Source organism: Streptomyces sp. NPDC051569, assembly GCF_044454085.1.
In the GTDB taxonomy this organism is placed as follows: Bacteria; Actinomycetota; Actinomycetes; order Streptomycetales; family Streptomycetaceae; genus Streptomyces.
The window spans coordinates 244,346-255,335 of sequence record NZ_JBITDJ010000005.1 but is presented as its reverse complement, the minus strand read 5'-3'; the positions used below and the strand labels follow the sequence as shown (position 1 = coordinate 255,335).

The following is a 10,990-nucleotide window of genomic DNA, read 5'->3' as shown; positions in this document are numbered from 1 at the left end:
CCCCCGCCCCGCCCGCCCCCCCCCCGGCCCCCCCCCCGCCCCCCCCCCCCCCCCCCCCCGCCCGGCCCCCCCCCGCGGCGAGGCCCGGTCGTGGGACACCGTGGCCCGGACGACGTCTGGTTGAGGACGGTGACCGCACTCGTACCCGCTCGTACCGCGCCCGCGCCGGACAGCGGGGGCCACCTCACCCGTACAGCTCAGCACGACCGTCAGGACGGCTCAGGAGAAGGCACCGGCAGCCTCATTCGGCCCGGCCGCATTGCAGGCGTACACCCCGCGTGGTGCCTTGGTCGTAGCTTAAGCCGCATAACGGGGCTATCGCCGCATGGCTGACGCCGCTGAGGCGAAGTCCAGCCGGTTCCGTGTGGGGCTTCGAGCGTCCACCGCTCTCTGCCGCTCCGTCCCCGCCGCGGGGCGGCGACGGCTCTCACCGGAAACGGATGGCACATGCAGTCCTCCCGTCTGCCACGTCGAAAGATCCCGGCCCGCCCGGCCGAGCGCGCCCTCGCCACCCTCGGCACCCTCGCTCTGGTGACCGCCACCGCCCTCACCGGCCTCACGCCCGGTGTCAGCTCCGCCTCCAGCCACCGCGAGGCGCCGCTGACGGCGGGTGACCCCAAGGCCGACAACACCGACGTCTACGCCTTCACCAGCCCGGACAAACCCGACACGGTGACTCTGGTGGCGGACTGGATTCCCTTCCAGGAGCCGAACGGCGGCCCGAACTTCTACCCGTTCGCCAATGACGCCCGCTACAACATCAAGATCGACGGCAACGGCGACGGCAAGCCCGACAGCACCTATACGTGGACGTTCACCGACCACATCCGCGACGCCGCCCATCAGTTCCTCTACAACACCGGCGTCGTGAAGTCCCTGGACGACGAGACCCTGAACTTCCGTCAGACGTACAGCCTGACGGTCACCGACGCCGGTGGCAGCACGAAAACCCTGGTCAAGGACGCCCCCGCGGCACCCTCGAATGTCGGCAAGGCGTCGATGCCCGACTACGCCTCGCTGAGCCGGCAGGCCATCGTGCCGCTGCCGGACGGCGGCGGCCAGACCTACGCGGGTCAGGCGTCCGACCCGTTCTTCCTGGACCTCCGGATCTTCGACCTCCTTTACGGGGGCAACCTCAAGGAGAGCGGCCACAACACGCTCGCCGGCTACAACGTCAACACCATCGCCCTCCAGGTGCCCAAGAAGGCCCTGGCCCTGGGCGGCGACGCCACGCGCAACCCGGTGATCGGTGTGTGGGCGACCACCGACCGCCAGGGTGCGGCCGTCGCGGGCGACGGGAGCAAGGGCGGCGAGGGTTCCCGGGCCACGGCGGACGACGCCAAGGGTGAGCGGGGCGGCCCCGGCAAGGGCGGTGAGGCCGGCTGGCACCAGGTGTCCCGCCTCGGCAACCCGCTCGTCAACGAGGTGGTCATCCCGCTCAAGTACAAGGACGCCTTCAACTCGGTTTCCCCGTACCAGGACCACACCATCACCCCGGTCGTGGACGCGGTCAAGGACCCGATCCTGCCCCCGATCGTGCAGAGCATCTACGGGGTACCGGCGCCCGCCACGCCCCGCAACGACCTGGTGGAGATCTTCCTCACCGGCATCTGCAAGGCATGCGGTCCCATCAAGGCGGACCTGAACTCGCAGCTGCTCAACGCCGACGCCGACAAGAAGGCGTTCGTCCCGTCCGAGGAGCTGCGGCTGAACATGTCCGTGCCGCCCACCTCCAGTCCCAACCGCCTCGGTGTGCTCGCCCAGGACCTGGCGGGCTTCCCCAACGGCCGCCGGCTCGACGACGACGTCGTCGACATCGAACTGCAGGCCCTCGAAGGCGCCGCGCAGACCGGCAAGATCGTGCCCGCGTTCGCGGCCGGCGACGGCGTCGACACGCCGTACCGCCGGCCCCGCTCGTCCTTCCCGTACGTGGCGCTGCCCAACACGGCCGCCGTCAACCAGGCCGACTCCCTCCACCCCGACGGGGGCGTCGGCGCGGGCTTCGGCGGCACCGCCTTCCCCGGAGGCTTCCCCGTCGTCCCCGCGACCGCTGTCGGCGGCGGCGCGCTGCTGGCCTGCGCCGGAATCATGGCCCTGCGCCGGCGGCGTGCCGGTCAGGCGTGACCACCCCTCTCGGCGCAGGTCGCCCGCCCTCCGCACCGGAGGGCGGGCGACCGCGGCGCATCCGCCGATCCCGCCCCCGGCGAATAGCCGCCGTCATAGCCGTCGCCGCCGGCCTGGCCCTCGCGGCCACCGGTGCCTCCGCGCTGGTCGGGGCCCGCGACCGAATACCGGCGTACGTGGACCGGGGGACCCTTCCCCTTCCGCAGCGCGCGGGCCGGGCCCCCGGCACCAGGGCCGCCGCCGCACCACCGGTACGGATCACCATCGCGAGGATCGGCCTCGACCACGGCCTCACCGGCATACGGGTCCAGCAGGACGGCCACCTCGCCGTACCCGACGACCCCGACCGGGTCGGGTGGTGGAGCGACGGCCCACGGCCCGGCGATCCAGGTGCCGCGATCCTCGTCGGCCATGTCGACTCGGCCACCGGCCCCGCCGCCTTCTACGGTCTCGCCTCGCTGCGCCCGGGCGACGCGATCACCGTGCACCGCCGTGACGGCTCCCGCGTGACCTTCACCGTCCGGGCGCTGCGGCAGTACGAGAAGGACGCCTTCCCCGACGACCAGGTCTACGCGACCTCCGGTCCTCCGGTACTGCGGCTGATCACCTGCGGCGGCACCTACGACCGCGAACGGGGCGGGTACCGCGACAACGTCGTCGTGTACGCCACACTCGCCCGCCCGGTCCCACACCACCCGGCCGCCCCACCGTCCACCACCCCTCACCGGAGCGGGAATTGACCGTGTTCCTCCGTCGGCCCCCGACCTGCCGACGTCCCCTGCTGTCAGCCGCCGTCACCGCCACCGCCCTCGGCGTCGGGCTGTTCCTCGCCGGAGGGCTGGGCCTGGCCCCGTGGCCCGGAGCCGGGACCGGTGAGAACGCGGCCCCGGCCGCCCAGGCGCGCGGTCCGGCCACCGTCGCGGATCCGACGGCGGCGCACATCACCGCGCTCCAGGCCCGACTGCGCCGAACGCCGAAGGACGCCGTCGCCCTCGGCACGCTCGGGCTGGAGTACGTCCAGCAGGCGAAGTCCACCGCCGACCCGACGTACTACCCCAAGGCCGAAGAGGTCCTCCAACGCTCGCTGGCGCTCGACACGGCGGACAACTTCACCGCCATGGGCGGCATGGCGGCCCTGGAGGCGGGCCGTCACCGTTTCACCCAGGCCCTGGACTGGGCACGGCGGGCCATCGCCGTCAATCCGTACAACGCCTCCCTGTACGGGACCCTCGCCGACGCCTGCACCCAGCTCGGCCGCTACGCCGACGCGGCGGACGCCGTGCAGCGCATGGTCGACCTCAAACCCGGCACGCCGTCCCTGGCCCGCGCCTCCTACGTCGCCGAACTGCGCGGCGACACCGGGACCGCCCGTACCGCCATGCGCCGGGCTCTCCAGGACGCGGGAGGCCCCGCCGACCAGGCATTCGCCCACTACTACCTCAGCGAACTCGCCTTCACCGGCGGGGATCCGGCCACGGCACTCACCGAGGCCGAGGCCGGCCTGCGCGCCGCCCCGTCCTCCACCGCGCTGCTCCAGGCCAGGGCCGGAGCCGAGGCCGCCCTCGGGAGGACCGGCGCGGCCGTCGCCGATCTCACCCGCGCCGTACAGCGCGTACCCCTGCCCGAATACGTCCTCCAGCTCGGTGAGCTCCACCAGTCCCTCGGCCTGCATCGGGAAGCCGCCGAGCAGTACCAGGTCTTCCGAGCCGAGCAGAAGCTCTTCACCGCCAACGGCGTCGCCCTCGATTCCGACGCCGCGCTCTTCGAGGCCGACCACGGAAACCCCGGCCGAGCGCTGGCGATCGCCCGGCAAGGCATCAAGAGCCGCCCCTTCCTGGACTCCCACGACGCCCTGGCCTGGGCGCTGCACGTCAACGGCCAGGACGGCGAGGCCCTGGCCGAATCCGACCGGGCCCTCGCTCTCGGCACCAGGAACGCCCTCTTCCACTACCACCGAGGGGTCATCGAACGGGCCCTCGGCAACACCTCGGCCGCGCGGCGCGAACTGAACCGGGCTCTGACGATCAACCCCCACTTCAGCCCCCTGCACGCCCCTGAGGCGCGAGCGGCCCTCGCCGCCCTCACCCGGTGAGGTGTACAGCGCGGTCCCGTCGCGTCCGCCGGTGTATCGGTACGCGGATGCCTTTGTCGCGACCAAGACCAGACCAGACCAAGCCGTGGCGCCGCCCGCGCCGAATAGGAGGCACAGAGACCGAACGCGGCCCCGGCCCACCGCCGGCGGCCGCCCGGAAGGGGATGCATCGCAGTGATAGCCCAGCGCACAGTCCGTCTGACGGCACTTCTGGCCCTGCCCGCCGCCCTCACCCTTGGTGTGGCCACACCTTCCCTGGCGCACACCGGACACGGCCGGAGCACCACTAACTGATCGTTTCAGAATGAGTTGGGCTGCAGGGCTTGCGCCTAGCGATCTTGATCTGCAAGGTGTCCGGGTGCGTACTGATCTTGTTCCGGACGACCTGTGGGAGCGCGTGGCTCCGTTCCTGCCGCCCGCTCCTGAGCGGCGCCACCGGCACCCAGGGCGGCTGCGCGTTCCCGACCGCGCGGCTCTCGCCGGGGTGATGTACGTGCTGCGGACGGGTGTTGCCTGGCGTGACGTGCCGGCCGAAATGGTCGGCTGCTCCGGCGTGACGGCCTGGCGCCGCCTTCGGGACTGGACCGAGGCCGGCGTCTGGCCGCGCCTGCACGCAGCCCTGCTGACCGAGCTGCGCCGCGCTGACCTACTGGATCTGGAACACTGCGCTGTTGACGGCTCGCATATCCGGGCCCTCAAAGGGGGGATCACGTCGGCCCCTCGCCGGTGGATCGTGCCCGTCCTGGCTCCAAGCACCATCTGGTAGTCGACCGGCACGGAACCCCTCTCGCCGTCACGCTCACCGGCGGCAACCGCCACGACGTCACCCAACTGCTACCACTGCTCGACGCGGTCCCACCGATCCGAGGGCTGCGAGGACGGCCCCGCCGCAAGCCGCGGCAGCTGTATGCCGACCGGGGCTACGACTTCGACAAGTACCGCCGCCTGCTGTGGAAGCGCGGCATCAAGCCGATGATCGCCCGACGCGGCGTCGCACACGGCTCAGGGCTGGGCAAGGTGCGTTGGGTGGTGGAACGGTCCTTCGCGTGGCTGCACCAGTTCAAGCGGCTCCGGATCCGCTACGAACGGCGCGCCGACCTCCATCTGGGCCTGCTCGAGCTTGCATGCAGCCTCATCTGCCTCCGCCGCCTGCGGACCTCACGATGAAACCAGCGGCCAGTCGAGGATGATCGGATTGGTGAGTGCGGCGATGTGCCCGTTGGGATGGCGGACCTCGATGCGGACGAACGCCGATTCCTCCGCTGTCGTGTCCCACAGCACCACTCCCGCGCCGTCATTGGGCAGAGCTGCCCGGTGGACCTTCCCTCGATCGGTGTGGAAACTGACGACCCCCGCCGGCACTCCTCGTACTGCCGCGTGGACTTCCACCTGCCCACCATGACTCCCGAGCCGCTCTCCCACCCCGGCCGCGCGACCATTGGCACGGGCGATGAACGACACGTCTACTTTCGCCGACTCGGCGATCCAGCTACGACCGGCGCGGATCCCGGCCAGAACCGCCTCTGTGCTCAACTCCTCGGCGAAGACCACGGTGTGAGGGATGCCGATCTGCCCTTCCAGGTGGGTGTCGCTGTTGCCCATCGCCGGGCGCCACGGGCCCGCGCGGAGGTCCGCCGCGAGGCTCCGCCCCCACTCGGCCAGGGCCGCCTCGTTGTCAGCGTTCCAGGGGAGGTCCGAAGTCCAAAGTCCGTTCCACACTTCCACCACGTCGAAGCCCGGGAAGGGGAACATGAAGTCGCCCGACGGATAGGGCGCATGCGGATGCGCGGCCACGCCCAGACCCCCCGCTCGATGGACCTGGTCCAGGCACTTGTCCACCAGTCCGTCCCTGACCTGGTGGTTCCAGTCGACGACCTCGCCGGAGCTGATGCCGAGCGCGAGCCAGTGCCCGGTCTTCGTGGTCACCTCCTCGCCGAGAACGATCAAGAAGTCATCGGCGGCCAGATGCCCCCATACATCGGGGGACGCAGCTGAGTTGTGCTCCGTCGTCGCGATGAAGTCGAGCCCGGCAGCGCGCGCCCGCACCGCCAACTCTTCAGGGGTGAGTTCCCCGTCCGAGTGGATGGAGTGGACGTGGCAGTCCCCGCGATACCAGGCGGCCCCGCGTCCGACCGCACTTGCTGGCGGGAAGCTCAAACTCGACAAGGGTTTCCTCCCGAAGTCCTGTTGAGCCAACGCGCGGGCCGGGCACCCCGTTCCACCTCACCACCGAGTGCTATCTCAGCCGAGAGAGTCAGACCAAGATCTCATTCTGAAACGATCAGTAAAGCCCAGGACGGTCAGGCGTACCAGATCGACCTGGAGCAGCTGAACGACTCAGGCGCGAGCGGTACCGCGATGCTGAGTCTGGACGGCGACAAGCTGACCGTGAAGATCGAGGCATCCGGCCTGGTGCCCGGCCAGCCGCACGCCCAGCACATCCACGGTTCCACCGACGGGCACGACTTCCACTGCCCGGACGCGAGTGCCGACAAGGACGGCGACGGTATCGTCACCACCGCCGAAGGGCTCCCGGCCTACGGCGACATCAACATCTCCCTGACGACCAAGGGCGATACGTCCAAGGACAGCGGGCTCGCCGTCGACCGGATGCCCGTCGCCGACAAGGACGGCAAGGTCTCCTACTCGCGCACGATCACCGTCTCGCAGGCCGTCGTCGACCACATCAAGGATCTGCACGTCGTCCAGCACGGCATCGACCCCAACAAGAACAACGAGTACGACTTCGGCAAGGGCAAGAGCGAACTCGACCCGAAGCTCCCGCAGGAGGCCACCGCACCCGCCGACTGCGGCATGGTCCAGGGCGCGGCCGTCGGCTCCATGCCGGTCGGCGGCGTCGAGACCGGCTCCGGCAGCACCGAAGGCATCGAGTCGCCCGGCCTGCTCGCCGCCGGCGGCGCCGCCGTACTGGGAGCGGGAGCCCTCTTCACCTACCGGCGCCGGACCCGGACGGCGGACGCGCGCCGGAACGGCTGAGCGGAGCGACGAGCGGGAAGGGGCGAGCGGATGGACAGGAACCGGGAAGACCACGCGAGGGGGACCGGCCCGCGCCGGCGCCGGCGCGCGGTCCTGATCACCGCGATCCCCGCCCTGCTGATCGTGGGCGGGCTGCTGCTCGCGCTGGGTGTCACCCGGCAGCAGCCGGCCCCGCCCCGGGCCGTCGACAAGGACGGCCCGGCGGCGACGGCCCCCACCACCCCGGCGGCCATCCCCGCCCCTGGATCCCCCACCCCGGCATCCCCCACCCCGGCATCCCCCAGGGAGCACTACGCCGCGCTGCCGCCGTCGCAGCCCGTACGGGTGTCCATTCCCGCCCTCAAGGTCTCCTCGACGCTGGAGGAGTTGGGGCTCGACAGGAACCGGGCCATGGAGACTCCCCGCGACCCGGCCGAAGCCGGCTGGTATCGGCCGGGCCCCACCCCGGGCGCCGAGGGCCCCTCGGTGATCGCCGGCCACGTCACCTGGAACAGAGCCCCCGCCGTCTTCTTCCGGCTGGCCACCCTCGACCCCGGCGACCGCGTCGAGGTGACACGACGGGACGGACGTACCGCCGAATTCACGGTCGACCGGGTGGCCCACTACGCCAAGGACCGCTTCCCCACGGTCGAGGTGTACGGCAACCTGGACCACGCCGGACTGCGGCTGATCACCTGCGGCGGCACCTACTCCCAGGCCGACAGCCACTACGCCGACAATGTCGTGGTCTACGCGACCCTGACGGGAAGCCACACGTAACGCCAACCGGCCCGGGCGACGGGCCCGGGTGGCGGCGGAGAAGAACGCCGTACCCGAAAGCGGCGGGTCCGGACGGAGTCGAGCCTCTGACACCGGGATCCACCCGAGACATCGGCCAGGGATCGACCGGCCAGGGATCAATCGGTCAGGGATCAATCGGCCAGGGATCAGGGGGCGATCGTGAGGTCCTCGATCAGGCCGGAGCGTAGCGCGAAGCGGTAGCGGAGATCGGCGCGCCCGCCGGGGAAGTCGCCCTCCAGCCGGTTCGTCACGACCCAGTGGGTGTCGTCCAGTCGCTCGGCGCCGAGCCGTTCGGTGGTGAAAGTGAACTCGCCCGCCGCTGTGCTGAGCCACGTCCCGATAGCGGCGGTGCCGGTGTGGGTGACGTCCTCGTCGGTGACTGTGGCGTTCTCGTGGAATGCCGAGATCCTCCTGATCGCCGCCCGCAACCACGCCCTGGCCGCCCAGGCGGACATCGCCCTGGCCGCCGTACCCCAACACGTCAGCCGCATCTTCCGCATCGTCGGACTGGACCAGGTCTTTCCCACTCCCCCCACCGCCCAGGACGCCGAAAACGCCTGGACCCCACCGGCCGACTGACGCAACGACACGGTGCTGTAAAGATGATTCCATAAGATCAACAGGTGTAGGCGGTAAGGGCGGGGGCACCTGCTGGCCTGGAGGTTGATAACAATGGTTCCTGTTCTTCTTGTTCTGCTGCTCGCCCTGATCCTTTTCGGTGCGGGCTTCGCACTCAAGGCTCTGTGGTGGATCGCCGTCATCGTGCTCATCGTCTGGGTGCTCGGCTTCGTCATCCGTCCCGCCGGACACGGCGGAAAGCGTGGCCGCTGGTATCGCTGGTAAAGCTGCACCCCTGATAAAGAGCAGCCCACTGATAATCAGCACCCACCACCGACAGAGGGCGGCCCCGACAGAATCTGTCGGGGCCGCCCTCCGTTCTTCCCGCGCACGCGTCATGGAAGGCGATCCATCAGGACACGTAACGAGGCATGGCGAAATCCCACGAATTGATCACGACTCGATACACGCCCCGGTGTTGTGACCGGGATTGTTCACCGAGTGGGGGAGGTCGCAGCTGAATGAGTGATTCGCCGGGCGGAGCGTCCCGGATGCCTCACACCGGGAAGATTTGTTCCGCCATGCCCCGGATGGCGTTGGCCGGCCTGTCAGGAGCGGTGAGGTGGGCGATGTGTCCCTCACCCGCGAGCGTGACGATCCGTGCGTTCGGCAGGGTTGCCGCCAGATCAGCCAGGCGCTCACGCAAGTGGGCAGGGCTGAGGTCCCCCTCGATCAGGGTCGTCGGCATGTCAAGGTCGGCGAAGCGGTCAATTCCGGCCCCGAGTGCGTCGATTGCCTCGTCGTCTGCGATCTGGGCCGTCGCGTAGGCGGCAAACGCCGCTTGTACCTGCCGGTCGGCGAACATCTCGTCGACCGAGTCCGCGGGCATCCGGACGATGTCACGCAGGTGGATACGCATCGCCTCGACCGGGTCGCCCATGTCGAGCGCGGCACGCGCACGTGCTCCCGCCGCCCCCGCGAGCAACTCCCGCGTGGGCATGGGAGGTTCGTAGAGGAACAGTCCGGCGAACGCCGACGGGTCGAGCAGCGCGGCTTCCAGCGCGGCGACGGCGCCCGAGGAATGCCCCGCGAGAAGCACCGGTGGGTCGAGGAGTTCCGCGACGGCGACGATGTCGGCTGCCTCGACGGCCATCGAGTGGGGTAGCGCGATGACTGCTCCGGGAGCGTAGATCCGTCGGTGGATCCTGACGACGCGATAGTCGTCGGCCAACTCGCGGGTGACGCCGTCCCAGGTTGTCGCGTCTCCGCCACCCGGGTGGACCACCAGCAGGATCGGCCGGCGGCAACGGTCACCATCTGATGGCGGCCGCCACCGGCAGATGGTCGCTGCCGGTGGCCGGCAGTACCCACGAGCTCTTCGGCTCCACGCCCCTGACCAGGATCTGATCGATCCGTGCCATCGGGAAGGACGCCGGCCAGCTGAAGCCGAAGCCGTTCCCGGCCACTTCGTGGGCCGAGCGCAGCTGCGAGGTGAGGCCGTCGAACACGCGGTCGTCGGTGGTGCCGTTCATGTCGCCGAGCACCACCACCCGCTCGTTCCGCTCGGCAGCGACGGCCTTGGCGAGCGCGACCGCGCCGGCGTCGCGCGACTCCGTCCAGAAGCCGTGCCTGGGCATCAGCCGTACCGAGCCCAGGTGCGCCACGTACACCACCAGCGGTCCCTGGTCCGTGGCCACCGTGGTGCGCAGCGCCCGGGGCGGGTCCACGGGGAGCTCCTCGGCCCGCCGGGTTTCCGCCGGCGGCCCGGCGTCGCCCCGCAGGACGTTGACCGACCGGGAGTCCGACAGCGGTAGCTTGCTCCACAGCCCGACCGTGCCCCGCACCGTGTGGTACGGGTATGCCTTCGCCAGTTCCTTCCCGTACGCGACCGTGGCCTGCGGGGTCATTTCCTCGAGCGCCAGCAGGTGCGCCCCGGAGGCGGCCAGGTCGTGGGCGGTACCGGCCGGGTCGGGGTTCTCGGCGTTGACGTTGTGGCTGACCACAATGAGGTCACCGCCCGGCTGGGACTTGTCGATGAGCAGTCCGCCGAAGAGGCTCAGCCACGCCACGACCGGCAGCAGCAGCGCGACCACCGCCACGGCGGAGCGGCGCCACAGCGCCCCGGCAAGGAGCACCGGGATGAACAGGCCGAACCACGGCAGGAACGTCTCCACCAGGCTCCCGAGACCGCCCCTGTCCGTGATCTCCGCATGGAGCAGCATGAGCAGGCCGAGCATCAGCGCCGACGCCGCGAGCACCGGTCCGCGCTTCCACAGGTCCGGCCCGGAGAGGCTGCGGATCGCCCGGCGGACAGGAGCACGCCGGTCACCCGAGCCGGTGTCCCCGCGACCGGTGCCGCACTGCCCGGCCTGAGCCCTGCCCAGGATCTCGGCGTACTCCTCGGCGTCGCCCTGCTGCCGCACATCCGGAACTTCTCGT

General features: G+C 70.6%; 11 protein-coding genes and 1 pseudogene. 8 read left to right on the top strand and 4 right to left on the bottom strand.

What is annotated here, in order from left to right:
* The first annotated feature begins 447 nt into the window (after positions 1 to 447).
* The 4 genes from ACIBAE_RS11765 to ACIBAE_RS11750 all read left to right on the top strand — a co-directional run bounded on the left by ACIBAE_RS11765 (position 448) and on the right by ACIBAE_RS11750 (position 5,383).
* Entirely contained in the window at positions 448 to 2,124 is a 1,677-nt protein-coding gene (locus ACIBAE_RS11765; protein ID WP_399284151.1) for a DUF4331 domain-containing protein, read from the top strand.
* Entirely contained in the window at positions 2,121 to 2,864 is a 744-nt protein-coding gene (locus ACIBAE_RS11760; RefSeq protein WP_399284150.1) for a class F sortase, read from the top strand. The genes ACIBAE_RS11765 and ACIBAE_RS11760 overlap by 4 nt, the downstream gene beginning before the upstream one ends.
* Positions 2,865 to 2,866: 2 nt before the next feature.
* Complete coding sequence (locus ACIBAE_RS11755) at positions 2,867 to 4,216, top strand: tetratricopeptide repeat protein (protein ID WP_399284275.1); 1,350 nt, start codon at positions 2,867 to 2,869, stop codon at positions 4,214 to 4,216.
* A gap of 358 nt (positions 4,217 to 4,574) precedes the next feature.
* Positions 4,575 to 5,383 (top strand): IS5 family transposase gene (locus ACIBAE_RS11750; RefSeq protein WP_399284149.1). Its coding sequence is split into 2 segments (ribosomal slippage): positions 4,575 to 4,901 and positions 4,904 to 5,383, totalling 807 coding nucleotides; the frame shifts between segments, so codons are not numbered across the junction.
* Here the strand turns inward: ACIBAE_RS11750 and ACIBAE_RS11745 are convergent.
* Positions 5,375 to 6,412, bottom strand: a complete 1,038-nt coding sequence (locus ACIBAE_RS11745) for a CehA/McbA family metallohydrolase (RefSeq protein WP_399284148.1) — start codon at positions 6,410 to 6,412, stop codon at positions 5,375 to 5,377. The two genes, ACIBAE_RS11750 and ACIBAE_RS11745, sit on opposite strands and share 9 nt — an antisense overlap.
* A 42-nt stretch (positions 6,413 to 6,454) precedes the next feature.
* Here ACIBAE_RS11745 and ACIBAE_RS11740 point away from each other — a divergent pair, with 42 nt between their 5' ends.
* The gene (locus ACIBAE_RS11740; RefSeq protein WP_399284274.1) at positions 6,455 to 7,213 is read left to right on the top strand and encodes a hypothetical protein; all 759 of its coding nucleotides are present in this window, start codon (positions 6,455 to 6,457) and stop codon (positions 7,211 to 7,213) included.
* 30 nt (positions 7,214 to 7,243) lie between these two features.
* Positions 7,244 to 7,972 carry a class F sortase gene (locus ACIBAE_RS11735; RefSeq protein WP_399284147.1) on the top strand — a complete coding sequence of 243 codons (729 nt, stop codon included), beginning with the start codon at positions 7,244 to 7,246 and terminating at the stop codon, positions 7,970 to 7,972.
* A gap of 167 nt (positions 7,973 to 8,139) precedes the next feature.
* On the opposite strand, the gene ACIBAE_RS11730 is transcribed toward ACIBAE_RS11735, so the two are convergent.
* Positions 8,140 to 8,484 (bottom strand): nuclear transport factor 2 family protein, encoded by a 345-nt coding sequence (locus tag ACIBAE_RS11730; RefSeq protein WP_399284146.1) that lies wholly within the window; start codon positions 8,482 to 8,484, stop codon positions 8,140 to 8,142.
* Here ACIBAE_RS11730 and ACIBAE_RS11725 point away from each other — a divergent pair.
* Positions 8,402 to 8,572, top strand: a pseudogene (locus tag ACIBAE_RS11725) (anti-anti-sigma factor); the annotation flags it as partial. The gene ACIBAE_RS11730 and the pseudogene ACIBAE_RS11725 overlap by 83 nt on opposite strands.
* 93 nt (positions 8,573 to 8,665) lie before the next feature.
* Positions 8,666 to 8,836, top strand: a complete 171-nt coding sequence (locus ACIBAE_RS11720) for a hydrophobic protein (protein WP_399284145.1) — start codon at positions 8,666 to 8,668, stop codon at positions 8,834 to 8,836.
* 271 nt (positions 8,837 to 9,107) lie between these two features.
* On the opposite strand, the gene ACIBAE_RS11715 is transcribed toward ACIBAE_RS11720, so the two are convergent.
* Together ACIBAE_RS11715 and ACIBAE_RS11710 are read right to left on the bottom strand one after the other, a co-directional pair.
* Positions 9,108 to 9,836, bottom strand: coding sequence for an alpha/beta fold hydrolase (locus tag ACIBAE_RS11715; protein WP_399284143.1), 729 nt, complete (start codon positions 9,834 to 9,836; stop codon positions 9,108 to 9,110).
* 25 nt (positions 9,837 to 9,861) lie between these two features.
* The gene (locus ACIBAE_RS11710; protein WP_399284141.1) at positions 9,862 to 10,974 is read right to left on the bottom strand and encodes an endonuclease/exonuclease/phosphatase family protein; all 1,113 of its coding nucleotides are present in this window, start codon (positions 10,972 to 10,974) and stop codon (positions 9,862 to 9,864) included.
* Between the last annotated feature and the right edge of the window lie 16 nt (positions 10,975 to 10,990).

Coding starts and splice junctions, on each gene's coding strand:
- ACIBAE_RS11765 (WP_399284151.1), top strand. CDS start 448: ATGCAGTCCTCCCGTCTGCCACGTCGAAAGATCCCGGCCCGCCCGGCC.
- ACIBAE_RS11735 (WP_399284147.1), top strand. CDS start 7,244: ATGGACAGGAACCGGGAAGACCACGCGAGGGGGACCGGCCCGCGCCGG.
- ACIBAE_RS11730 (WP_399284146.1), bottom strand. CDS start 8,484: ATGCGGCTGACGTGTTGGGGTACGGCGGCCAGGGCGATGTCCGCCTGG.
- ACIBAE_RS11720 (WP_399284145.1), top strand. CDS start 8,666: ATGGTTCCTGTTCTTCTTGTTCTGCTGCTCGCCCTGATCCTTTTCGGT.